This window comes from Labilibaculum filiforme (assembly GCF_002843315.1).
GTDB lineage: Bacteria > Bacteroidota > Bacteroidia > Bacteroidales > Marinifilaceae > Labilibaculum > Labilibaculum filiforme.
On sequence record NZ_MVDD01000023.1, the window covers coordinates 38576 to 64352 of the forward strand.

Sequence of the window (25777 nt, forward strand, 5' to 3'; positions counted from 1 at the left end):
AAGCCTAACTTTTTACTTACCTTCGTTTTTTCAATCACATTCAAAGAAAAAATGAAACAAAAACTATCCTTCTACACAGATCGAATCAATAAGCTTAGTCAACAAAGCACTGATCTTCAAAAACAAAATAGAAACCTTTCTTTCTTACGTTTAATTAGTGCAATAGGAGCATTTGTGCTATTTTACGTTTTGCTGTCCTACTCTGTACTAATTGCGAGCACTGTTGCTCTCGCACTTGTATTCTCATTGATCTATTTTGTGAGAAAATACAATCGGAACAGTAAAAATAGTAAACGACTAAAGGCCTTAATTAAAATCAATGAAAACGAAATTTCTTGCTTACAAACGCGCCACAGTAGCCTTTTTTATCATGGAGAAGAATATTTGGAAGCAAATCATCCTTATTCATCAGATTTGGATGTATTTGGCAATCATTCTCTTTTTCAATTAATTAATCGAAGTGTAACAAAAATAGGAAATAATACGCTGGCTAGCTGGCTTTCAAAACCCTCTTCAAATAAAGAAATTAGCAAGCGACAAGAAGCAGTTAAAGAATTATCGGAAAAGATTGATTGGAGACAAAATATCATTCAATACGGATTTGAGAACAAACTAAAAAATGATGATCCTAAATTTGTCACTGAATGGGGTAAGGAGTCCTCTCTTTTTCACGGAAAAAAACTTTTAAAGATTGCTGTAACCATCATGCCTTTTCTATCATTAGCAGCCTTAATATATTCTTTTATAGGCTCACCAGCTCCTATTATAATTATGGTTTTAGCTAGTTTAGGAGTTCATTATTTTTATTTTAGAAAAGTTAGTCAAACCCACGATCAAACTGCTCAAAGAGGGAAAATGCTAAAAACTTATGCCTATATCATTAGGCAGTTTGAAAATGAGAATTGGAATTCTAAGAAATTAAATGAGCTAAAAAATAACCTAACCAGCAATGATCATTTTACATCAAACAAAATTAATCAACTGACTAAATTAATAGAACTACTAGATCAGCGATTGAACCTAGTAGTTCAGCTATTAATCAATCTCTTGTTCTTTTATGAATTACACATTATTTTTCGTATCGATAAATGGAAGCAGAAATATGGACAAGACATTGAAAAATGGTTTGATGCCATAAGTGAAGTTGAAGCCATAGCAAGCTTAGCAAACTTAAGTTTTAACCAGGAAGATTGGTCTTTTCCAACTATTTCAGATAAACATTTCGAATTAACCTTAAAGGAAGCAGGTCATCCAATGATTGATGAGAGATCAAGAGTAAATAATGATTATGAACTCAATGGGCCTGGAACTGTACATGTTGTAACCGGATCGAATATGGCTGGGAAAAGTACTTTTTTACGAACTGTTGGTGTTAATATCGTATTGGCTCTTTCTGGTGCACCTGTATGCGCTAAAGAAATGAGAGTTTCTAACGTAGAAGTGAATACATCAATGAGAATTAAAGATTCAATAGAAGATAACGAATCATCCTTTTATGCAGAGCTAAAGAGAATTCAACAAGTGCTGGAAAAAGTAAATAGTAAAGAGAAAACACTACTCCTATTGGATGAAATTTTGAGAGGTACCAACTCGAAAGATAAGCATACTGGATCGCGTGCATTAATTAAGCAACTCGTGAAACATGATGCAGTAGCGATGGTTGCAACTCATGATTTAGAACTATCAATTCTGGAAAAAGAAATGCCTGGACAGGTCGAGAATCGTTTTTTCGATATAAAAATTGATGGAGATCAACTTTATTTCGATTATAAAGTTCAGAAGGGGTTTTGTAAAACCTTTAATGCTCCTATTTTAATGCAAAAAATGGGTATAGATTTGGATATATTAAAGGAAGCGTAGTATTGGGTCGTAAAAATATCATGGAAAAAGCCGAATCTAAACAGATTCGGCTTTTTACTATAAATTAAACTATTTAAGCAACCGGTTTTATTTTGAAAGATCGAATTAAAAAGAACAATCCGATTAAAACGAATGGAATACTAAGTAATTGTCCCATATTTAAAGCCATTCCTTCTTCGAAAGTTTCCTGATTTTCTTTAACGAACTCGATAAAGAAACGTGCAGTGAAAATCATTACGAAAAAAGCACCGAACAATCTTCCACTGTATTGTTTTGCATTGGTTTTCCAATACATGAAAAACAACACAACAAATGAAATTAAATAGCAAATTGCTTCATACAATTGTGCTGGATGTCGAGGAGCTTTTGGCTCATAAATAGATGCTCTAATAAATTGAAAACCCCATTCGGCATGAGTTTGAATTCCAATAATTTCAGAATTCATTAAGTTTCCCAAACGAATAAAACATCCTGCCAAGGCAACGGGAATTACCACGTAATCCAATATCCAAAGCATTGATTTTTTGCTAACCTTTTTAGAATAAAACCACAACGCAACTAAAATTCCAATGGTAGCACCATGAGATGCCAATCCACCTCGCCAAATTTTAATAATTTCGGCTGGATGTTGCGAATAAAATTCCCATCCGTAGAAAAAAACGTGTCCTAAGCGAGCACCTACAACCGTTGCAATCATGGTATATAAGAATAGTTTATCCAGCCATTCCAATTCAATACCATCTTTCTTAAACATCTTTTCTACCAAATAATATCCAAGTAAAAACCCTAATGCAAAAAGTAATCCGTACCAACGAACTGCAATAGGACCTATTTTAAATATTTCCGGATCGATATCCCAAAGGATTGATAGTAACATATATTAAATTTTTAGTATCAAAATTAGAGTATCAAGATTCAAGAGAAAAAGTATCAAGAAGTGCTAACTTTCTTGATACTTTGTACTTAATACTTCAATTTAAATTTAGCATTATTTGTTAAGTCTCCGCTTAATTTAACGAAAATTAAAATCTTATTCCGTTAAGCTGGCATCCCTTTTCCATGACATTGCTTGAATTTTTTACCACTTCCACAAGGGCAAGGTTCGTTTCGTCCTACTTTTTGAGCAACACGAACCGGCTCTAACTTTTTAGGTTCTGGTTTTTCTCTGCCTCCACCCACTTCTTCTTTGGTGGTTTTCAAATTACTTAAATCGGTTCTTTTGCGCTCTTCAGCCTTACGAACCTCTTCAGGATCTGATAATGGAATATGACCTTTCATTAAGCTACTTACAACACTCTTATTTACACTTTCGATCATTGCCTTAAACAAATTAAATGATTCAAATTTGTAGATCAACAATGGATCTTTTTGTTCGTAAGAAGCATTTTGAACGGATTGTTTCAAATCATCCATTTCTCGCAAATGCTCTTTCCAAGCATCATCGATAGTAGCTAAAATAGATACTTTTTCGAACGATCGAACCAAGTCTTCCGCTTTACTATCGTATGCTTTTTTCAGATTAGTTACCACCTGAAACATTTTGGATCCATCGGTAAAAGGAACCACAATGTTCTCATATAATTCTGCTTTCGACTCGTATACATTTTTAATTACCGGATAGGCTTGTTTGCTGATAGCTTCTACTTTTCGTTTGTAATTATCTAAAACTACAGCGTAGATTTTTTCAGTAAGCACTTCTGGCTTCTCTTTCATTAAATCCTCTTCATTTATTGGAGGTTCGGTTGAAAAAGTACGAAGCAAATCCATTTTAAACTCTTCGAAATCACCACCTTGATATTCGCTTGCGATCATTTCTGATAAATCGTACATCATATTGGCAATATCTACCTGAATACGTTCTCCAAATAATGCATGACGACGACGTTTATAAATAACCTCACGTTGAGAGTTCATCACGTCATCGTACTCCAATAATCTTTTACGAATACCGAAGTTATTTTCTTCTACTTTTTTCTGGGCACGCTCGATAGATTTAGTAATCATACTATGCTGAATTACTTCCCCTTCTTTCAATCCCATTCTATCCATTAGCTTCACAATACGATCGGAGCTAAACAAACGCATTAAATCATCTTCTAATGACACAAAAAATTGAGAAGAACCAACGTCTCCCTGACGACCAGCACGACCTCGCAGCTGACGATCGACACGACGAGAATCGTGACGTTCGGTACCAATAATTGCCAAACCACCAGCAGCTTTCACTTCATCGGTAAGCTTAATATCCGTACCACGACCCGCCATATTGGTTGCTATGGTAACTGTTCCCGATTGCCCTGCTTCGGCAACAATATCGGCTTCGCGCTGATGTAATTTTGCATTCAACACATTGTGCTTAATGCCTTTTATTTTGAGCATTCGTCCCAATAATTCGGAAATTTCAACCGAAGTTGTACCTACCAATACCGGACGACCAGCATTTACCAATGCAACAATTTCATCAATTACTGCAGAATATTTTTCTCTTTTGGTTTTGTAAACAAGATCTTCGCGATCATCACGACAAATTGGTCGATTCGTTGGAATTACAACCACCTCTAATTTATAAATGTCCCAAAGTTCTCCAGCCTCAGTTTCCGCAGTACCAGTCATACCCGAAAGTTTGTTATACATTCTAAAGTAGTTCTGAAGTGTAATTGTTGCGAATGTTTGAGTTGCGGCCTCTACTTTTACATTTTCTTTAGCTTCAATTGCCTGGTGCAATCCGTCAGAATAACGACGGCCTTCCATAATACGACCAGTTTGTTCATCCACAATCTTCACCTTACCATCCATCATTACATATTCGACATCTTTTTCGAAAAGAGTATATGCTTTTAATAATTGATTGATTGTGTGAACTCTTTCAGATCTTACAGAATAAGACTGAATCATTTCATCTTTCTTCGCTAATTTTTCTTCATCCGAAAGATTTGATTTTTCAATTGCAGCGACTTCCGATCCAATATCAGGTAGTACAAAGAAACCTGCATCTTCAACATCTGAACTAATCAAATCAATTCCCTGATCAGTAAGTTCGATAGAATTATGTTTTTCATCGATAACAAAATACAACTCATCGGTAATGATGTGCATGTTTTTGTTATTTTCCTGCATGTAGAAATTTTCTGTTTTTAAAAGATTAGCCTTATTTCCCTGCTCACTTAAAAACTTGATAAGTGGCTTCATTTTTGGCAATCCTTTATAGGTTCTAAGCAATAATTTTGCTCCTTCTTCCTGCTCCTTTTTATCATCGCTATTTAGCAACTTTTTCGAATCGGTAAAAATTTTCATTACCAAATCATTCTGAGCTTTCACCAATTTTTGAACTCTTGGTTTTAAATCGTCAAACTGTTGATGTTCGCCACGTGGAATTGGACCAGAAATAATTAATGGTGTACGAGCATCATCAACTAAAACCGAATCGACTTCATCGACAATTGAGTAGTTGTGACGACGTTGCACTAAATCCTTCGGATTTGTAGCCATATTATCACGTAAGTAATCAAAACCAAACTCATTATTCGTTCCAAAAGTAATGTCTGCAGCATAAGCTTTTCTACGCTCATCTGAATTAGGAGAATGCTTATCGATACAATCTACAGATAATCCGTGAAATTGATACAATGGTCCCATCCATTCCGAGTCACGTTTTGCAAGGTAATCATTCACCGTAATTACGTGAACACCTCGTCCGGTTAACGCATTTAAGAAAACAGGAAGTGTTGCTACAAGCGTTTTTCCCTCTCCCGTTGCCATCTCGGCAATTTTTCCTTGATGAAGAACCGTACCACCAATTAGCTGTACATCGTAGTGAACCATATTCCAGGTGATTTCAGTTCCACCTGCTAACCAGGAGTTAAAATATACAGCAGTATCGCCATCTATCTGAATATTATCGTAATAAGGAGCTAAGTCGCGATCAAACTTTGATGCTGTAACTTCCAATTCTGCATTTTCTGTAAATCTACGAGCTGTATCTTTTACAACAGCAAAAGCAGTTGGAAGAATTTCTTCTAGAACCTCTTCTATTTTATCGTCAATTTTCTTTTCTATTCCATCAATCTGATCATATATCTCTTCTCTCGCGTTAATAGATACTCCACCGGCATCAATCTTATCTTTAAGACTTTGTATTTCGTCTTTTTCCGCTTGAATATGATCCTGAATACGTTGCTTTAATTTATCTGATTCTCCTCTTAGATCATCATTGCTTAAAGTAATAACTCTATCGTATTCTTCTTTAATTCTTCCTAAATAAGGACTCAACTCCTTAAGGTCTCTATCTGATTTATTACCAAATAGTTTACCTAATGCACTATCTATAAAACCCATTTTGACTTATTGATTTCTATGTGTAAAATACTATCAACCAAAAGGTTGACAACAATATCTTGTGTGTAATATGTGAAATTTCCTATAGAAATATAGGAAAGGAAAGTTAAGCTACAACAGGAGCTCTGATATGAAATTCACCTTCAGGTATTGTACTTATAATAACATCCCGAAAACCGAAATAATACTTACAATTAAACCAAATTGGAATACTTCCTATTGGAATAGATTGATTTACAATGGGAAATTTAGGCAAATTTTTAAGTAAAGAAATATTTTCAATATTTGAAATATATTTCCCAGCAAATTGATCCTGCTCTACATGAGCAAGAATTGGTGAAGAGTAAGCCTCTTCGAGATTATGAATATGATCGGCATACCATTCTGCAAACAGCTCATGATCAACAATCAATTCCTGACCATTGGCCATCGGAACTACTGCTGCACATCCTGTGAGCACACAAAATACTACTATAAGATACCTATTCATGTCCATTGCATCCAAAAGTAGATATTTTTATTGACTTAACAGTTCTACATCATAAAAAAAGCCTCACAAAAGTGAGGCATTTCTTAAATAATTTAAAAAAAACATTAAGCTTGTGTTGAGTCAACAAAAACTCTAGTTTTAAAATCTTTGTCCATCATATATAAACCATGACCTTTTCCTTCAAACATTCTTAATTGGTCGATAATCTCATTAACAGTAGCTTCTTCCTCTACTTGCTCGTCAACAAACCATTGTAAGAAATTTACCGAAGCGTGATCTTTTTCCGCAATAGCAACATTTACGCAACCATTAATTAGACTAGTTACGTGCTCTTCGTGCTTTAAAGTTTCTTCGAAAATATTTAAAACCCCTTTCCAGTCCGACTGAACTTCGGCAATTGGTTCTAAAATAACTCTTCCGCTACGTTCATTAACGTAGTCTAAAATTTTCATCGCATGCGAAGTTTCTTCTTGAAATTGCACTTTCATCCAATTTGCAAAACCAGGCATTCCATTGGCATTGAAATAATTCGACATCGACAAATAAAAGTAAGCAGACCAAAATTCAGCATTGATTTGCTTATTCAAGATTTCTTCTACTTTTTTACTAATAGCCATAACGTATAATATTTTTAAGTAAGTTCAAATTATACTTCAAATGTAAGAGAAATATACCAATCTAAACCTTGTACCCCTTAGTCCAATTGCTAATTTAAAATCAAACTAAATACGGATAATTAGGGAAAGATAAAAAGTAATACATTTATAAAAATTAAAATCAGTAGCTGTATTGTATTGAAAAAAAGTTGAAAGACAAGTTAAATTTCTCCTTCCTTTTCGTAATCAGAATTCCCTTTGAATTAAGGATAAATTTGACTGAATTTAATTTGTAGCATTCAATCCCATTGTGTAAATTCAAAAATCTATTTAAAATGTCCGTTTACATTGATTTTGTAATTATATTTTGTTTTCAATTTAATTAACGGACTTCACCTCAAAAAACGCTTATGGATCCAGTTTGGCTGGCAATTGCCTTTGCATTTGGTCTTCTTGTAAAATTAATTGGATTACCTCCATTGGTCGGATACCTGATAGCCGGTTTTACACTTAAATATTTTGGAGCAGCAACGGATGAACTCATTCAAACCATTTCTGAACTAGGAATTACCTTGCTTTTATTTACCATTGGTTTAAAATTGCGAATTAAGGATCTTTTGCACAAAGAAGTTTGGGGCGGATCGTCTATTCATATGCTTTTAACAACTGCACTTATAGGTATAATTTTACTAATAATAAGCTACAGTTCGTTAAGTCTTTTTGCTGATTTTGGTTGGAAACAGGCTTTGGTCATTGGGTTTGCACTCAGTTTTTCGAGTACTATTTATGCTGTAAAAATGCTCGAAGAAAAAAGTGAACTAAAGTCAGCTTATGGTGTTCTTTCCATCGGAATTCTAATTATACAAGACATATTTGCCGTTTTTTACATTGTCTTAGTTGCCGGCAAACTACCCTCCATTTGGGCTTTGGCTTTACCGGTACTATTTGTTCTTATTCGACCAATTTTACTAATTATACTCGATAAAATAGGACATGGCGAAATATTAGTGCTTTACGGATTTTTCCTTGCATTAGTAGTTGGTGCTGAGTTATTTAATCTAGTAGGACTAAAGGCAGATCTTGGAGCTTTGATTGTAGGAATTCTAATATCCAAGCATAAAAAAGCAAAAGAGCTAGCAGATTCTTTGATGAACTTTAAAGATATTTTTCTGATTGGTTTTTTCTTATCTATTGGTTTATTAGGCCTGCCGACCCTTCAGATGCTGATTGTTGCTATTCTACTAGCCATAACAATCAACTTTAAAGTAATTCTCTATTTTCTTGTATTAACACGGTTTAAGGTACGTGCTCGAACGTCCTTATTTACCTCTTTAACGCTTGCAAATTTTAGTGAATTTGGATTAATTGTAGCTTCTATTGCAGTTGCAAAGAATATGATTTCTTCGGATTGGTTAGTAACTATCGCCATTTCGGTAGCACTTACTTTCATTATCTCCTCTCCTCTTAATTCAAAGGCGCATAAAATTTATTCTAATGTAAAAGAACATCTACGCAAGTTTGAAACTCAAAAACGCTTAATTTACGACAAAACATTCGATATTGATGGTGCAGAAATACTCGTGTTTGGCATGGGGAAATTGGGTGTATCGGTGTACAATCAATTAAATCAGAATTATGGAAGAAAAGTTCTTGGTTTAGACTATAATTATGACGTGGTACAACGACTAAAAAAAGAAGGAAAAAATATTCAACAAGATGATGCAGCTGATAATGAATTTTGGGAGAATATTTTTGAAAGCTCTGATCACAAGCAAGTAAAACTAATTATGCTTTGTATGAACGATCATAAATCGAATGTTTTTGCAATAGAACAGCTAAAATCTACAAGCTATATGGGAAGTATAGCTGCCATTGCTCGTTACGAAGACGAACGAAATCAATTAAAAAATATGAATATTGATGCTGTTTATGATATTTATTCTGAAGCCGGATATGGCTTTGCCAATCATGTTTGCAGTTCTATTGATATTGGGTGTGCAACAAGAAATCCATTATAATAATTTTATTAGCAATTATTGCATGCTAAATTATGTTATTACTTTATTTTTTATATTCTTAATTTACATAAATGGGATAAATCATTTTTAGGATGCTAACAAAACCAACATCACCTTATCCAAGGCGCTTATTTATAAACAACTACAAGTGCGATAGAATATTTATTTTCTACTAATAACTCTTCCATAATAATAATATGTTTATTAACATGTGTTATTATTCCCTATCAATTAATAAAAAAATAATATATTTGCATTGCTTTTGGTGCACAGTTTGCGTTCAGCAAGCTGGTTAAAAGGGAATCCGGTGAAAATCCGGAACAGTACCCGCTACTGTAAATCTCGTTAACGCCACATGGGTGTTAATTTGTTCTCAACAGTCATAAATCCACTGTCCTGATATTACTAGGATGGGAAGGAGTTGAGAATCGGGAAAGTCAGGAAACCTGCCAACAAGTTTTTGTTTAATTATTGCTTCCGGGAAAAGAAGTTAATGATGGCTAGGTATTTTCTAAATTTATATATCCCATCCTTTTCTGGAATGCATTAGTAACTAATACGATGCATAAATTTGTTTTTATACTGTTATTACAAACAGTATGCTTATCTGTATTTTCTCAAAAAGCTACTTTAAGTGGCAAGGTATTTAATAAAAATACAAACGAAGTAATTGATTTTGCTTATGTATACCTCGATAGCATATACACCTCCACTACGACAAATGAAAGTGGTATTTACAGCTTTTCTAATTTAACTGCTGAAAAATATAAACTATGTGTCTCGGTTTTGGGTTATGAAAAATTTAGTCAAAAAATTAATTTGAAACCAGGTATAAACACCATTAACATTCCTCTAGAAGCCAAATCTTTCGAACTCTCTCCTATTGTTATAACGGGTACAGGAACCCATCATCGAATAGATAAAGTTCCTGTTCAAACAGAAATTATCACTAAAAAAGACATTGCTGATTTATCGGGAAGAAATATAGAAGAAATTATTTCAGGTATCTCTTCCTCTATTGATTATACAACAAGTTCGATGGGAACCAACATTAAAATTAACGGTTTAGGTAAAGACTATGTATTAATTCTTGTGAATGGAAAACGATTAACTGGTGATATTGGTGGTTATGCCGATTTAAGTAGAATTAATGCGGCAGATATTGAACAAATTGAGGTGGTAAAAGGTGCTTCCTCTACCCTTTATGGATCTGATGCTATTGCAGGCGTAATTAATATTATAACAAAAAAAACAAAAGGGAAAATAGTGGCCTCAAGCAGTACTCGACTAGGTGGTTATAACGACTTTAAACAACTAAACACCTTTCATTTTAGCAGTAAAAAAATTTCTGGTAAAACAAGTTTTAATTACAAGCAAAAAGATGGTTATCAATTAAATTCCATGCAGTTTAACAACAAATGGGAATCCAATCATGATCTGCCATTTTTGGTTCCCACTTTTTATAAATCAGTAAACAAAACAAAAGCTTACACTATTAGTCAGAGTTTAGATTATGAAGTAAATAAGAAGCTAAGTTTTGATGTAAATCTTTCTTGGTACGAAAAAACCTTGTTTTTCCCATTTAGGGCACAGATGCATAATTATTACTACAACGATAGAGCAACTTCAATAGGAGGTAAATATAAACTAAAGAATAAAAACTATTTGAGTTTTAGTGTTGATTTTGATAACTACCTGTATTACACAGAGTATCCGTACAAATACAACGAAACATATATCACTGATAAGGATATTATTAAGAAAACTTATTACCCTGGAGATAGATTTAAAAATTCGGATCAGATTCATATGATTAGTCAAGTAAAAGGTGTTTTTAATTTGAATGATAAAAATAAGCTTAGTGTTGGAACCGAAGTAAAAGGCGAATTTCTAGAGGCTAAGTACAGATTAACTAGACCTACAGTAGAAGCTTACACCTATTCTTTATATGCTCAGGATGAGATGAAAATAAACGAAAAATATAGTTTAGTAGCAGGGGTTAGAAGTCTGTATCATGATAAATCGGGTTTTATTGTAACGCCAAAACTAACCCTGATGTATACTGAACAAAACTTCACCCACAGATTTACTTACTCGAACGGTTTTAAAAGTCCTACCCTTAAAGAACTCTATTACTATTACGAAAGTGATAGAATGGGAATGTATCGACTCTATTTGGGAAATGAAGATTTAAAACCACAAAAGTCTCATTACCTTGCAATATCTACTGAATTTAAAAGAGATAAGCTACGTACTGGCGTTAGCCTCTACCTAAATAGAATTTACGACAAAATAGATTACACCATAATACCTACCACCTACGATCAGCGAAGAAGGGGAATTGAAGAAGCTAAGAAGCGATACAATATCGACAATGCCAGAACAATTGGTTTGGATTGCCACTTTAGCTATCCCCTTTTTAGTCAGTTGATGATTAATGGCAATTACAGCTATGTGAATGCTCGAAATATGACTCAAGATGTTCGATTAAATGGCATCTCTGAACATAGTGCAACCTGTAAATTTTCATGGAATAAAAAATGGGAAACGAACACGTTAAATGTTAGTCTGTCGGGCGTTTATAAATCGGACCAATTTTATCTGGAAGAAGATTTAAAGCGTAGTTATACAGATTCCTATCAACTTTGGAAGCTTAGTTCTAGGCTAAGTACCACGAAATGGAGGAACTATACCATTAACCTTTCGGGTGGCATTGATAATCTATTCGATTATGTAGATAACAAACCTTACGGTTCACATTACGGAACGTTAAATCCAGGCAGAACCCTATTCCTTGAACTAAATATAGATTTCACAAAAAATAAATAAAAAATACATGTGAATTATAAATGCAATAAAAATTAACAAAACAAAAACAAAATGAATTTATTAAAAAAATCTGCTGTTGCCTTGTGTGCAATAGCCTTGGTATTTACCGGATGTAGTGATGATGATGACAATAACAATGACAGACTTATTTTAGGAGATAAAGATGGTATTCTATTAGTTACCTTTGGCTCCTCTTTTCCTGATCCGCAGGAAACATTTAAGAACATTGATAATGCTGCTAAAACAAAATTTACAGGAGAGGCTGTTAATTGGGGTTTTACTTCCGATCTTATTATCAATAAATTACGCAAGGGGAATGGTGAAGGATCTTTGCAAGGAAAAATTATTGACAACGATTCTCCTGAAGAAGCCATGGAAAAAATGGTAAAAGATGGGTACTCCAAATTCAATATTCAATCTCTACACGTTATTCCAGGTGAGGAATTCGACGAATTAAAAGCAGCAGTTGCAAGTTTTGAATCTAAATACAAAGGTGTTGATGTAAAAATTGGTCACCCATTATTGGATACCGATGCTGATATTCAAAAAGTAGCTGAAATTATCGCTAAAAAGTTTTCCTCTGAACTTACGGAAGGTCCTGTGCTATTAATGGGACATGGTACTCCTCATGCCGCAGATGCTCAATATTTAAAATTACAAGCAGAGCTTCGAAAACTTAACTCTAACTTTTACGTTGGAACGGTAGAAGGAATTGGTTTTAATGCTGGAACTACATCTATTGGTGCATTAATTACCGAACTAAATAAACTTACTCCAAAAGCTACTAAAGTAACGATTACACCATTAATGTCAATCGCTGGAGATCATGCGAATAATGATATGAATGGTAATTCCGGAGAAACTGATCCTGCAGAGCAATCGTGGAGAGAAAGATTAGAAGCTGAAAATTACACTGTAAATAGTATCATGAAAGGCTTAGGCGATTACGATGAAATTAATGCTATTTGGATGAATCATCTTGAAAATGCAGAATAAGAATTCTGGAGAATAAAAGATCATTAAAGAGGTAGGAATTTAATTTCCTACCTCTTTTTTTATTCATAGATATAGGTTATTCCAAATGAGTAGTACTAAACAAACTACTCAACAACAAAACTATCATGTACATCGAAAATCAATTGTATACCTGAATCCTTTGTCCAAATAACGGTACCGCCCCAATGAGTTATTCCTTTATTTTTAGCTTTAATTTTTACAACACCCTGTCCATAGGGACCTAATCCAACCAAACCATTCTTAATTTTAAAAATGGGCATTTTTGTAGTATCTACAGCCGAAAGAAATATTTGTGCCTCATATTCATCTCCTTCTTTCAATCTATTCTTCTTTTCGAGTACTACAGGCCGTATAAAATTAAATTTGAATTCACTGTTAGTTATTTCCTTTAATACACTTTGTGTATAAATCCTTTGAAATGTCTTTAAATACAGTAATAACAGTTCTTTCTCTTCATTTGTTTTATGTGATTCTTGAGTAAAATCAACTACTCTTGTATTGCATTTTGAATACTGATTCTTTATAATATCATACCATTCCGATTCTTCTATAATTCGACAATAAAAACCAAGATGATATTTGACTAAAGAAAAATCATAATGATCCTCAGAAAACAATTCATTTTCAATTGTTTTATATGCATCATCTAAGCCTTTAAAATAAGTGATTATAAATTCATATTTAACAGGATTTACAGAATTCAAAATCATTAAATCATTCATTAGTTCTGCGTAATCTTCATTCACTAATTGTAATTGCTGATCTATTTCCTTTTGGAGATCAGGTTTTTGATTACATCCAATTAGTAAAATAATTATAATAGACAGATATTTCATTTTTTATTTGTTAATGAACAACTTTAACATGACCCTAAATTTATCAAAAATATCATTAAGTAATTTAAAATGAATAATTCTTCTGAAGTATCATTTTATTGCTGAAACAACTCAAATCTGTGTGGTTCATCAAATCCGAAACACCTGCAGATACGTTGTATGGAAAGATAAGAAGGAGTTTGCAATGGATCTAAGACTTATTTATGGTACTCCTACTAAAAATTCAGCAGAGGCTTCCTTAGAGGATTTTGCCAACAAATGGAATTCAAAGTATTCCTATGCTGTAAGGAGCTGGCGGGAGAATTGGGAAGAATTGACTGCTTTTTTGAATTTCCTCTGGAGATCAGAAAAATCATTTACACCACCAATTTAATCAAGAATCTGAATGGTAAAATCAGAAAGTATACAAAGAATAAATTGTCCTTTCCTTCTGATGATGCAGTAATAAAATCAGTCTATCTGGCCACAAGGGAAGCGACCAGAAAATGGACGATGCCGATCCAAAACTGGGGAGTGATACTCACTCCGTTTTTAGCTATATTTTGAAGAAAGGGTAAGACTTAACTAAAGTCCAACCCTGGAAATATCACTTACACACTTTACGAGACAGTGTCTAATTTAGCTAAGATTGCTAGAAAAATATGCAATACTTCTAAATATGAATTTTTTATTCTTTTAAAAGCAGTTTTTGCTGTATTTAGATCAAAAATAAAGACTTGGGATTTTCAATTAGCAACTTAAAAATAGTTCGCAAACTTAAAACAAAAAAGAGGATGTCCCTGATTTTGGACACCCTCTTTACTATATAAATCGCTTAAATCTAATTAAATCGCATCGATAATTGCATTTAAAGTAGCACTAGGGCGCATTGCCTTAGAAGCTAATTCGTCGTTTGGCATAAAGTAACCTCCAATATCCATTGGTTTGCCTTGTGCATCATTCAACTCTGCTACAATCTTAGCTTCGTTAGCTTTCATATCAGCAGCAACCTTTGTGAATGTTTCTTTCAATTCAGCATTTTTATCCTGAGCTGCAAGCGCTTCTGCCCAATACATTGCTAAATAGAAATTAGAACCTCGATTATCCAACTCGTTAACTTTACGCGATGGAGCTTTTCCTTCTGCTAAGAATTTAGTAACACCAGCATCTAAAGTATCCGCAAAAAATTGAGCTTTTTCATTATTGAAAACACTAGCAATATGTTCTAAAGAAACACCTAAAGCCAGATATTCACCTAAGGAGTCCCAACGTAAGTGACCTTCGGACAAAAATTGCTGAACGTGCTTAGGAGCTGAACCACCTGCACCAGTTTCAAACAAACCTCCACCATTCATTAAAGGAACAATTGAAAGCATTTTAGAGGAAGATCCTAATTCCAAAATTGGGAAAAGATCGGTCAAATAGTCACGCAAAACGTTACCTGTTACCGAAATAGTATCTTCTCCTTTTCGGATTCTTTCTAATGAGAATGCAATAGCATCATCTGGAGCAAGAATACGAATATCCAATCCATTAGTGTCGTGATCGGCAAGGTAAGTAGTTACTTTTTGGATTAGCTGCGCATCGTGAGCACGATTTTTATCCAACCAGAAAATTGCTGGAGTATTGGTTGCTTTCGCTCTATTTACGGCTAATTTAACCCAATCCTGAATAGGAGCATCTTTCACTTGGCACATTCTGAAAATATCTCCTTTTTCAACTTTTTGCTCCATTACAACAGTACCATCAAGTTCTACAACCTGAATTTTACCATCGCCTTGAGCAATAAAAGTTTTATCATGTGAACCATACTCTTCTGCTTTTTGAGCCATTAATCCAACATTAGATACCGAACCCATAGTAGCTACATCGTAAGCACCATTTTTACGACAATCGTCGAAACAAACCTGATACATTGTAGCGTAACATCTGTCTGGAATTAATGCTTTTGTGTCCTGAAGTTTACCAGCAGGATTCCACATTTTACCTCCGTCACGAATAACAACAGGCATCGATGCATCAATAATTACATTATTAGGCACATGTAAGTTCGTGATTCCTTTATCCGAATCAACCATTGCAATATCCGGACGAGTTGGATACACTGCCAGGATATCTGCTTCAATTTCTTTTCTCTTAGCTTCAGGAAGAGTTTGAATTTTATTATAAAGATCGCCTAATCCATTATTAAAGTTTACTCCTAATTCTTTAATGGTAGCTGCATGCTTAGTGATAGCCTCCTCGTAGAAAACTTCAACAGCATGTTTAAACATTACAGGATCAGAAATTTTCATCATGGTTGCTTTAAGATGCAGCGACCACAGTAAACCTTCTTTTTTAGCTAAGGCAATTTGTTCTGCATAAAAAGCACGTAATGCTTTTACATTCATTACCGAAGAATCAATAACTTCCTTAGCTAGCAGCGCTTGCTTCTCTTTTAATACAGTTACTTTGCCAGCATTATCAACGTACTCAATACGTACATTTGTTGCTTTAGGCATATTTACAGATTTCTCTGATCCATAAAAATCGCCTTCATTCATGTAAGCAACGTGCGATTTTGAATCTGCAGACCATTTCCCCATTCTGTGAGGATTATTTTTAGCATATTGCTTAACAGATCCAGCAGCTCTACGATCGGAATTACCTTCACGCAAAACAGGATTTACCGCACTACCTAATACTTTTGCAAATCTTACTTGAAGTGCTTTATCTTCATCAGTTTTAGCATCTTCCGGATAGTTTGGAATTTTATATCCTTTTTCCTGCAACTCAGCAATTGCTGCTTGTAATTGAGGAATAGAAGCACTAATGTTTGGCAACTTAATAATGTTTGCTTCCGGAGTTAATGTAAGCGCGCCTAATTCAGCTAAATAATCAGGTACTTTTTGCGCGTCCGTTAAATTCTCAGGGAAGTTGGCAATAATTCTTCCGGTAAGAGAAATATCCTTTGTTTCAATTTCAATACCTGAAGTTTTAGTAAAGGCTTTGATAATTGGCAATAACGAATACGTCGCCAAGGCTGGAGCTTCATCAATTTTAGTGTAAATGATTTTTGACATCTGTGCCATGTTGGTTGTTGTTTTGAGTGATTTAATAATTATTAAAAAGTCTGTGTTTACTTATTTAAATTTGAAATAATCACGTCTCAAATTCACGGTAAACATATGTATTTTTTTTATTTCCCTAATATTAAAAAATCGATTTTTTAACGATTTTTTTCTTTAATTACAAGTCCCTAAAAATTAGGCTCCTGTACAAAAACAGAAGCCTAATTTCATTCAAAATATCTATATTGTAGATCATTTTCTCAATTTTCATTCAAAATCTAGTGAAAATTTCTGTTTTAGTAATCCTAAAGCCGGATTTTTCTCACACAAATAATTAAATCGATCTGAATCGGTATACATTCTTTTTGCTGTTTTCACTTGAATGATTTCCGTTTCGATTTGAATTTTTGAATTGTTTAGTTCTTTCTTTAAATAGTTTCGCACCTCGTTTTTCACCGAAATAACATCATCCTCCTGCAACGGATTACTAACCATTAGAACGATACGATCAGTGCCTACAATTTTCGGTTTATTCACCGTAATTGCAAGTCGAATACGATCACTTTTCCCTTTGGCAATTATATATTCTTTTAACTTAGCTTCCAGTTTATCCTGAGTAACCGGTTCGGTTCCGGCAACAACTGTTTCTACAGTACCAACAGCTTTTTTATCTTTAGGCTTACTTGCGCTTGTGGAGCGAGGTATTCCCTTACTTAAAGCTTGTTTAATAGATACAGAACCTGCAAAATTAGATTTTGTAACAACATTTATCCCATTGCTCTTTTCTTTAGAATCATTATAAGAGCTGGCAGTTTCTTTTACTGTTTGCGTTGTTTGAACAGTTGATGAAGCAGTTACAATAGGTTTAGCTACAGCACTTATTTCTTGTCCATCAACAATGATTTTCTGCAGTTTTTTTGAATGTGTCTTTAATTCAAGTCCTTTTTTTTTTAATTCAATTATCTGCGATAATTGAATTAAGCTTAATTCGATAAGGAGTCTTTGGTTTTGACTAGCTTTAAAACCAATATCGCACTGATTAAGAATTTTTAAAGCTTCATATAGAAAATCAAGCGGACATTTTTTAGCTTGGTCCACATATTTTTGTTTCACAGAATCACTAACCTCCAACAATTGAATGGTTGCAGGATCTTTCCCAACCAATACATCGCGAATGTGAGCACTTAAACCAGCTACAAAATGATGACCATCGAATCCTTTGTCAATAATTTCATTCAACATCAGCAAAACATCACTTACTTTTCCTTCTAAAAAAGCATCAACCATTTTAAAATAGTAATCGTAATCCAACACGTTTAAATTCTGAATTACACTTTCGAAAGAAATGTTTTTTCCAGAAAAGCTTACTATTTGATCGAAAATAGAAAGTGCATCACGCATAGCACCATCTGCCTTTTGTGCAATAACATTCAAGCCTTCTTCTTCGATTACAACAGCTTCTTTCTCTGCAATTTCTTTTAGATGCTTTACTGCATCTTCTACTTTTATCCGATTAAAATCAAAAATCTGACAGCGAGATAGAATTGTAGGCAGTATTTTATGTTTTTCGGTAGTTGCTAAAACGAATATGGCATGAGCTGGAGGTTCTTCCAGAGTTTTCAGGAAAGCATTAAATGCCGATGCCGATAGCATGTGAACCTCGTCAATAATATAAACACTATAACTTCCAATTTGTGGAGGTATTCTTACTTGATCAATCAATGTACGAATGTCTTCAACTGAATTGTTGGAAGCTGCATCCAATTCATGAATATTATAGGAGCGACTCTCATTAAAAGCAACACATGATTCACATTTATCACATGCTTCAAAATCGGAACTTATATTGGAACAATTAATTGTTTTGGCAAATATCCGTGCACAAGAAGTTTTTCCAACACCACGAGGACCGCAAAACAAGTAGGCGTGAGCCAAATGATTGTTTTTAATGGCATTTTTAAGGGTGACTGTAATAGACTGTTGCCCTACAACCGATGAAAAAAGCGAAGGACGGTATTTACGTGCTGAAACAATGTAATTTTCCATAAAACTCTGACAAAAAAACCAAATTGGTTTCTATTTTTTTTCGAAATTCAAATATACTGAATCAATCTAAATAAAACACCAAGGGAGTGGTAAGATTTTCAATAAAAACACATAAACTTCTTATTAAAAGCTTATTAATTGAAGAATGCAATTTTGGTTTTCTATTTGCAAAAAAAAATAGGGAAGAAACACCAAAGCTCCTTCCCTATTCTAATATTTCAAATGCAACATTAGTTTACCGGATCGTACCGGGTAACACGTTGCACACCTTTCACTCGTTTTAATTTCACGATTAAAGTATCCAAATGCTCGGTACTCGCAATTACAACAGTAACATTACCTACAAATGAGCCTGCATTGGTATCTACCGAAATTGATCTCATTTGTACTCTCAAATCTTTAGAGATTACGTCGGAAATATTACTTACAATTCCCAGTTCATCTTCACCTGTAATATGCAATACTGCTTGATAGGAAGCAGAGCCTTTATCGGTCCAATTCGCTTTCACTACCCGATATGGATAACGAGTTTGCATTTCATTGGCATTTGGACAACCCAATCGGTGAATTCGAATGCCTTTCCCAATGGAAATAAAACCGAAAATTTCATCTCCAAAAATTGGATTACAACAACTCGCTAAGGAGTATTCTACATTCGAAACATTCTCGTCAACAATTAAAACATCCTCTCCTTCTTTTGTGATTTTTTTCGCTGTATATTCAAAAGGTTCATCAACAGTAGGCTTTTCAACTTCTTTTTTATCGGTTAGGATATCTTTTATTTCCGATAATTCATGTTTTTCAAGTGCAATTCCATGATACAAATCTACTGCTAGCTTGTATTTGTAATAATTCATTAATTTCCGGATATTTTCATCGCAGAATTCAATCTTCCAATTCTTCATTCTACGCTTAAGCGTCTCTTTTCCAAGATCAGCTTCTTTAAGCATTTCCTCTTTCATGGATTGTCGAATTTTGTTCTTCGCTTTTGTAGAAACAACAAAATTCAACCAATCGGATTTTGGTTTTTGAGAATTAGAGGTGGTAATAGAAACCTGATCTCCATTATTTAAAACCTGCTTAATGGAAACATTTTTCTGGTTTACAGTACCGCCAATACATTTATCACCAACATCAGAGTGAATAGAATACGCAAAATCAAGCAAAGTAGCCCCTGCTGACAATTGCTTTAAATCACCTTTAGGAGTAAACACATAAATTTCCTTGTGATATAAATCTGCTTTAAAACTGTCTATTAAATCAATAGAATCGCTTCCATGACTTTCTATCACTTCCCGAATATCCTGCAACCAGGCATCCAGTCCGCCACCTTCACTTTTCCCTCCTTTGTATTTCCAATGCGCAGCAAAACCCTGCTCGGCAATTCGGTTCATTCGCTTACTACGAATTTGAACCTCAACCCAACGGTTATCTGGTCCCATTACAGTGGTATGAAGGGATTCATATCCATTCGATTTTGGAATCGTGATCCAGTCTCTTAATCGATTAGGATTAGGCCTGTACAAATCACTAACTGCCGAGTATACTTTCCAACATTCCGATTTTTCTTTTTTCGGGGTTGCTTTAACAATCACTCTAATGGCAAATATATCGTAAACCTCTTCAAACTCAACTTGCTTCGTCTCCATTTTATGAAGAATAGAAGCAATAGATTTAGTTCGGGCTTTTATTTTGTATTTCATCCCGAATTGATCCAACTCCGTTTTTATAGGATCCACAAAATCTTTAATGTACTTCTGTCTTTGTTCCTCACTGTCCTTTAATTTCTTTTCAATCTCGAAATATACATCAGGCTTTAAATAACGCAATGCCAAATCTTCCATATCAGATTTCACATTATACATTCCTAAACGATGCGCAAAAGGGATGTACAGAAATTCTATTTCTTTGGATAAAGATTGTTGCTCTTTAACCGATTTATTTTCTAAACTTCGAAGATTAAATAATCGATCGGCCATAATAATAAGTACCACACGAACATCGTCGGCAAAACTCAGCAATAATTTTCTAAAATTCTCTGATTGCAGACTAGGATTTTGATTGTAGATATTAGTAACCTTCACCAAACCCTGAATAATTTGCGCCACTTTAGGTCCAAAAAGATTCGTAACCTCTTCTATTGTAATTCTATTTTTTTGAACAATATCGTATAATAATGAGCATATTACAGAAGTTCTTCCAAGTCCGAGTTCCTCAACAACGATTTGAGCAATAGAGATACTTTTATAGATGGCTGGTTCTCCATTCGTTCTTCTTTCGCCCTCACGATCTTTTAAGCTTAACTCAAATGCTTTGCGAACCAACTTGATATCTGCTCTGGTAACAATATTTTTACATGTAGCAAGCAAATGTTTGTAGCGAAACAAAATCTGTCTTCTTTCTTCTTCCCTATTGAATTCAGTCATAAACACCTTAATATTTTATAAGTCTTGGCTTGGTTTAAAAATTTTCGCAAACTATTTTTTTCGGCTTATCTGCCATTAAAAATACAAGTCTGCCTTCCTTTTTAAGCACTCTAAAAGTATAAAAGCTATTAGTGAATGGCAAGCTGGTTAATACTTTTTAACGATTAGAAATGATATTGTATCAAAGATACTCTTCTGATGATCTAGTTTTCAAATAATTGATAAAATAATGGCCTTTAAGAGCATAAAAAATGCTCTGATTTACTAAATTTGTTAGCTTACGATCAGTAATCATTTTGAATCTATTATGTCTTCATCCGTTAAAAAAAACATTCTTTTTACCAGATCTTTAAGTCCTGAACACCTAAAGTATGCTGAAGAACTAGGTTTAAATGTTACTGCTAAGCCATTTATTCAAATCGATCTTATGCCTATATCTAAAGAAAAGATTGATTTGATTAACTCTAAACCAAATGCCGATTGGATATTTACCAGTCAGAATGCTGTGAAGAGTATTTCCAAACACCTAAGTTCACTAGATGCTTTGGACAAGAAAAAGTTTTTCGCCGTTGGTTTAAAAACTGCCGAAGAACTGCTAAAAAATGGAATACAAGCGTTACTTCCCGAGGTACATAATTCACAATCATTAATTGATTTACTTGAAAAGCAAGACAATACATCTTACATCCATTTCTCGGGAAATTTAAGACAAAATAGTATTTGTCATTTTATGACCGAAAAAGAATTGGATTTTGAGGAAGTAGAATGTTACCAAACAAACCTGCATCAGCCCGATGTAGCTATTGCCGATTTTAACGGCATTTGTTTTTGCAGTCCCAGTGCTGTTCATAGCTTTTTTAGCAAATACACAATAAAAGAAACTGTAGCTTGTTTTGCAATTGGCAGTACAAGTGCAGTTCTACTATTAGATTATTCCGAACATGTTGTTATGTCTGAAAATACAAACGTATATTCCTTACTGGACACATGTTACAACTATTTAAACACCTAAAATCAATACAATATGTATCAATACAAAAGAAGTTCCGAATTATTTACAGAAGCCAATAAATATATTCCCGGAGGAGTAAATTCTCCAGTTAGGGCTTATAAATCAGTTGGTGGAACCCCTGTTTTTATCGAAAAAGCAAAAGGAAGTATCCTTACTGATGTGGACGGAAATGAATATATCGATTACATCTCGTCATGGGGACCTATGATTTTGGGACATGCCTACCCAAAAGTAATTGATGCTATTAAAGCAAAAGTGGAAGATTCAACCTCTTTTGGAGCACCAACTGAATTGGAAATTAAAATTGCCAAACTAATTGTTAGTATGGTTCCAAATATCGATAAGGTAAGAATGGTTAATTCCGGTACCGAAGCTTGTATGAGTGCAATTCGGGTTGCCAGAGGTTATACCGGACGAAATAAATTCATCAAATTTGAGGGATGTTATCACGGTCACGCCGATTCTTTCCTTATTAAAGCTGGAAGTGGCGCTAGTACTTTTGGCATGCCAAATTCCCCAGGAGTAACTCCAGGAACAGCAAACGACACTTTAACCGCAAAATACAACGATATTGAAGATGTAAAACAAGTTGTTGCCAACAATAAAGGGGAAGTTGCTGCAATTATTGTGGAAGCAATTGCTGGAAATATGGGCTGTGTTCTTCCTAAAAAAGGCTTTTTAGAAGATTTGCGTGAATTATGCGATAAAGAAGGCATATTGTTGATTTTCGACGAAGTAATGTCAGGATTTCGCCTAGCAAAAGGTGGAGCACAAGAATATTTTGGAGTAAAAGCCGATTTATTAACTTTTGGGAAAGTAATTGGTGGCGGTATGCCAGTAGGTGCTTATGCCGGTCGCAAGGAAATTATGGACGTAGTTTCTCCTGTTGGCCCGGTATATCAGGCAGGAACCTTATCGGGCAACCCTATTGCTATGATTGCAGGTTATACCTTATTAAAAGAACTGAATAACAATCCTCAAGTTTATACTGAACTTGCAGCTAAAACAAAATATCTACACGAAGGTTTAGAACCAGTTTTTAAAGAATCTGGATTTGATTACAGAATTAATCGTTGTGGCTCTATGATAAGTATCTTCTTTACGGATGTTGATGTGGTTGATTTTGAAACTTCGTCAACAGCAAACAATGAAAAATTCCCAAAATTCTTTCATGAAATGCTGAAAAGAGGAATTTATCTTCCTCCATCGTCATTCGAAAGCTATTTTCTATCCAATTCATTAACTTACGAACTACTTGATAAAACCATTCAAGCAGCAAAAGATTCATTGGAAGCAATGAAATAATTTCTTTTTGAAATTCCTGTAGAGTAGAATTTATATACTAGAAACAAGCTTTTTTGTAACCCGAGTAAAACTCGGGTTACAAATTACCAACTAAAATCCCGGCAAAATGAATATCACAAAAGAAAATTTACTGGAAACACACGCGAGAATAAAACCTTTCATTCATAGAACACCTGTTTTGAGTTCACAACTCATTAATGAAATAGCTGGAGCCGAAATTTTCTTTAAATGTGAAAATTTTCAGAAAATGGGTGCCTTTAAAATGCGAGGAGCAACAAATGCTATCCTTCAGTTAAGTGAAGTTGAAAAAGAATTTGGAGTTGCCACCCATTCATCGGGTAATTTTGCTCAGGCAATAGCACTCGCAGCGAAAACACAAGGGATAAAAGCATACATTGTGATGCCTTCGAATGCCCCAGAAATAAAGAAAACCGCTGTAAAAGGTTATGGCGGGGAAATTATAGAATGTATTCCTACTCTTGAGGCAAGAGAAACAAGCTTGAACGAAGTTGTAAACAAAACAGGTGCTATTTTTTTACACCCTTACAATGATTATCAAGTAATTGAAGGACAGGCAAGCGCGGCAATGGAATTGATTGAGGAATATGCTGATTTAGATGCAATATTTGCTCCTGTTGGTGGTGGTGGCTTACTATCTGGCACGGCTTTGGCTGCATTTCATTTTTCTCCAAACACAAAAGTTATTGGAGCGGAACCTATGGGTGCTGATGATGCTTGGCAATCTATACAAAAAGGGGAAATTGTTCCACAAACAAATCCTAAAACAATTGCAGATGGACTACTTACCTCGTTGGGAGATAAAACATTTCCGATCATTCAACAACATGTTGAGGAAATTATTAGAGTTGAGGAAAAAGAAATAGTTGCTGCTATGCGAATTATTTGGGAGCGAATGAAGATTATTGCAGAAGCTTCTAGTGCCGTCGCTCTTGCTGCTGTACTAAAAAACAAGAAAAAATACCAAGGCCAAAAAATTGGAATCATTTTATCGGGAGGTAATGTGGAGCTGAGTAAATTACCTTTTTAAAATTCTATGGAACTCAAAAAACTCCTCGATCCGTTTCCTGTAAAAGAGGAAGCCTTACTCATTGCCCAAAGCATTTCCGAAAATCCAGTATACATGAATGATCTTTGGAAAATCTGCATCAGCTCTAAAAAACATTCGTGGCGGGCAACTTGGCTTTTAGATAAGGTTTATGATATTGCTCCTGATTTGGTTCGACTCTATATTCCTCAAATGATTGAGCTAATTCCAAAGCTTCAAAACGAAAGTAAGCTTCGTCAATACCTTAAATTAATTAGCTTAGAACCTCTTCCAACTAATATATCGGGAGACTTTATCAATTACTGTTTCGATGCGTTAATTTCTTCAACTTCTGCTATTGCGATAAAGGTTTATGCAATGCAGATTCTTTACAACTTCTCTTTGCAAGAACCTGATATACAGGGCGAATTAACTCTAATAATTGAAGAGCAAATGGAAAACGGTAGCGCAGGATATTGTTCCCGTGCACGAAAAATTCTAAAAGCGATCCATAAAAACTGATTGTTCTTTTTTGCTTTATTACAATTCAAATAGTAATATCCTTAACATCTTCCCGTTCTTGCGAGATGATCAATACATTTTCTATTAACTTGAATTCCTATAGCAGTTTCTCGTTCAATATTTATTAATGAGATTACCATTAAATTTTGATGAGTATCTGCATTCGCCTTTATATTTTACCCCAAAGAGGCTACTTCGACTATATCTTCAAGAATGTTAAAAATCTCCTTTAAATGCTCATGAAATGGTTCTGATAAATATTTAAAAATTTCATGTATCATATGGAAGCATATTCTTTAATACGATTCTGCTCAAAAACTACAAAAAATTCCTCTATTGAAAACAACTCAAAACCTTCTATATCTTTAATAAATCTATTATCGTTACACTTCTTTTTTTGAGCGTCATATT

Annotated in this window: 16 protein-coding genes, 1 pseudogene and 1 riboswitch; of the genes and pseudogenes, 9 read left to right on the forward strand and 8 right to left on the reverse strand. The window is 34.3% G+C overall.

Features of this window, described 5'->3' with window-relative positions; all coding sequences use genetic code 11:
• Positions 1 to 51 precede the first annotated feature (51 nt).
• Positions 52 to 1860 carry a MutS-related protein gene (locus BZG02_RS18735; RefSeq protein WP_101263282.1) on the forward strand — a complete coding sequence of 603 codons (1809 nt, stop codon included), beginning with the start codon at positions 52 to 54 and terminating at the stop codon, positions 1858 to 1860.
• A 73-nt stretch (positions 1861 to 1933) separates the two neighbouring features.
• Here BZG02_RS18735 and lgt read toward each other — a convergent pair whose 3' ends face one another.
• The 4 genes from lgt to BZG02_RS18755 all read right to left on the reverse strand — a co-directional run bounded on the left by lgt (position 1934) and on the right by BZG02_RS18755 (position 7302).
• On the reverse strand, positions 1934 to 2737 hold the full coding sequence (lgt, locus tag BZG02_RS18740) for a prolipoprotein diacylglyceryl transferase (protein WP_101263283.1): 804 nt from the start codon (positions 2735 to 2737) through the stop codon (positions 1934 to 1936).
• Positions 2738 to 2898: 161 nt separating this feature from the next.
• On the reverse strand, positions 2899 to 6195 hold the full coding sequence (secA, locus tag BZG02_RS18745) for a preprotein translocase subunit SecA (RefSeq protein ID WP_101263284.1): 3297 nt from the start codon (positions 6193 to 6195) through the stop codon (positions 2899 to 2901).
• A 106-nt stretch (positions 6196 to 6301) separates the two neighbouring features.
• Positions 6302 to 6685, reverse strand: coding sequence for a hypothetical protein (locus BZG02_RS18750; protein WP_143470520.1), 384 nt, complete (start codon positions 6683 to 6685; stop codon positions 6302 to 6304).
• Between the two features lie 104 nt (positions 6686 to 6789).
• Positions 6790 to 7302: a ferritin gene (locus tag BZG02_RS18755; RefSeq protein WP_101263286.1), complete on the reverse strand. Its 513-nt coding sequence runs from the start codon at positions 7300 to 7302 to the stop codon at positions 6790 to 6792.
• 389 nt (positions 7303 to 7691) lie between these two features.
• Here BZG02_RS18755 and BZG02_RS18760 point away from each other — a divergent pair, with 389 nt between their 5' ends.
• From BZG02_RS18760 to BZG02_RS18770, 3 genes are all read left to right on the forward strand, one after another.
• On the forward strand, positions 7692 to 9299 hold the full coding sequence (locus BZG02_RS18760) for a cation:proton antiporter domain-containing protein (RefSeq protein WP_101263287.1): 1608 nt from the start codon (positions 7692 to 7694) through the stop codon (positions 9297 to 9299).
• A gap of 246 nt (positions 9300 to 9545) precedes the next feature.
• Positions 9546 to 9767: riboswitch (cobalamin riboswitch) on the forward strand.
• Between the two features lie 93 nt (positions 9768 to 9860).
• Entirely contained in the window at positions 9861 to 12128 is a 2268-nt protein-coding gene (locus BZG02_RS18765; RefSeq protein WP_101263288.1) for a TonB-dependent receptor, read from the forward strand.
• Between the two features lie 51 nt (positions 12129 to 12179).
• Positions 12180 to 13124 carry a sirohydrochlorin cobaltochelatase gene (locus tag BZG02_RS18770; RefSeq protein ID WP_101263289.1) on the forward strand — a complete coding sequence of 315 codons (945 nt, stop codon included), beginning with the start codon at positions 12180 to 12182 and terminating at the stop codon, positions 13122 to 13124.
• 104 nt (positions 13125 to 13228) lie between these two features.
• On the opposite strand, the gene BZG02_RS18775 is transcribed toward BZG02_RS18770, so the two are convergent.
• Positions 13229 to 13981 (reverse strand): hypothetical protein, encoded by a 753-nt coding sequence (locus BZG02_RS18775; RefSeq protein ID WP_101263290.1) that lies wholly within the window; start codon positions 13979 to 13981, stop codon positions 13229 to 13231.
• A gap of 100 nt (positions 13982 to 14081) precedes the next feature.
• Here BZG02_RS18775 and BZG02_RS18780 point away from each other — a divergent pair.
• Positions 14082 to 14549, forward strand: a pseudogene (locus BZG02_RS18780) (transposase); the annotation flags it as partial.
• Between the two features lie 256 nt (positions 14550 to 14805).
• Here BZG02_RS18780 and BZG02_RS18785 read toward each other — a convergent pair.
• From BZG02_RS18785 to BZG02_RS18795, 3 genes are all read right to left on the reverse strand, one after another.
• Positions 14806 to 17031 carry an NADP-dependent isocitrate dehydrogenase gene (locus BZG02_RS18785; protein WP_101263291.1) on the reverse strand — a complete coding sequence of 742 codons (2226 nt, stop codon included), beginning with the start codon at positions 17029 to 17031 and terminating at the stop codon, positions 14806 to 14808.
• Between the two features lie 246 nt (positions 17032 to 17277).
• Positions 17278 to 19056: a DNA polymerase III subunit gamma/tau gene (locus tag BZG02_RS18790; protein ID WP_101263292.1), complete on the reverse strand. Its 1779-nt coding sequence runs from the start codon at positions 19054 to 19056 to the stop codon at positions 17278 to 17280.
• 230 nt (positions 19057 to 19286) lie between these two features.
• Positions 19287 to 21482: a RelA/SpoT family protein gene (locus BZG02_RS18795; protein ID WP_101263293.1), complete on the reverse strand. Its 2196-nt coding sequence runs from the start codon at positions 21480 to 21482 to the stop codon at positions 19287 to 19289.
• A gap of 307 nt (positions 21483 to 21789) precedes the next feature.
• On the opposite strand from BZG02_RS18795, the gene BZG02_RS18800 reads away from it, so the two are divergent.
• From BZG02_RS18800 to BZG02_RS18815, 4 genes are all read left to right on the forward strand, one after another.
• Positions 21790 to 22494: a uroporphyrinogen-III synthase gene (locus tag BZG02_RS18800; protein ID WP_101263294.1), complete on the forward strand. Its 705-nt coding sequence runs from the start codon at positions 21790 to 21792 to the stop codon at positions 22492 to 22494.
• Positions 22495 to 22506: 12 nt separating this feature from the next.
• Positions 22507 to 23799, forward strand: a complete 1293-nt coding sequence (gene hemL, locus BZG02_RS18805; protein ID WP_101263295.1) for a glutamate-1-semialdehyde 2,1-aminomutase — start codon at positions 22507 to 22509, stop codon at positions 23797 to 23799.
• A gap of 106 nt (positions 23800 to 23905) precedes the next feature.
• The gene (locus tag BZG02_RS18810) at positions 23906 to 24847 is read left to right on the forward strand and encodes a pyridoxal-phosphate dependent enzyme (RefSeq protein ID WP_101263296.1); all 942 of its coding nucleotides are present in this window, start codon (positions 23906 to 23908) and stop codon (positions 24845 to 24847) included.
• A gap of 6 nt (positions 24848 to 24853) precedes the next feature.
• Complete coding sequence (locus BZG02_RS18815; protein WP_101263297.1) at positions 24854 to 25366, forward strand: hypothetical protein; 513 nt, start codon at positions 24854 to 24856, stop codon at positions 25364 to 25366.
• Positions 25367 to 25777 lie beyond the last annotated feature (411 nt).